Origin of the sequence: Methylobacterium sp. CCH5-D2, assembly GCF_001556475.1 — a bacterium.
Taxonomy (GTDB): domain Bacteria; phylum Pseudomonadota; class Alphaproteobacteria; order Rhizobiales; family Beijerinckiaceae; genus Methylobacterium; species Methylobacterium hispanicum.
The window spans coordinates 1-501 of the sequence record NZ_LSIX01000514.1; the positions used below are offsets into that span (position 1 = coordinate 1).

General features: G+C 68.5%; 1 protein-coding gene. It reads left to right on the plus strand.

The annotated features are described in order from the left end of the window. Nucleotides 1-430: CoA-transferase (locus AX737_RS13180; protein ID WP_280949072.1), on the plus strand; the 430-nt coding region annotated here is incomplete at its 5' end. Nucleotides 431-501 lie beyond the last annotated feature (71 nt).

Here is a 501-nt window from a genome sequence, read left to right on the forward strand (position 1 = left end):
GCCGACGACGAGCTACTTCTCGTCGGCCGATTCCTTCGGGATGATCCGGGGCGGGCACATCAACCTGTCGATCCTCGGCGCCATGCAGGTCGCCGAGAACGGGGACCTCGCCAACTGGATGATCCCCGGCAAGATGGTGAAGGGCATGGGCGGCGCCATGGACCTCGTGGCGGGCGTCAAGCGCGTCGTGGTGGTGATGGAGCACGTCGCCAAGAACAAGGACGGCTCGGAGAGCGCCAAGCTCCTGAAGGCCTGCGACCTGCCGCTCACCGGCACGCACGTGGTCGACATGGTGATCACGGATCTCGGCGTCTTCACCATCGACAAGCGGGGGGACGGCGGCATGACGCTGATCGAGCTCGCCGACGGCGTCACCGAGGAGGAGGTGCGGGCCAAGACCGAGGCCGCCTACACGGTGGCGCTGAGCTGAGACCGCGCGAAACGCCCCCTCCCCCCTCTGCGGGGGAGGGTGGCCCTCGCGTCAGCGAGGGTCGGTCGGGA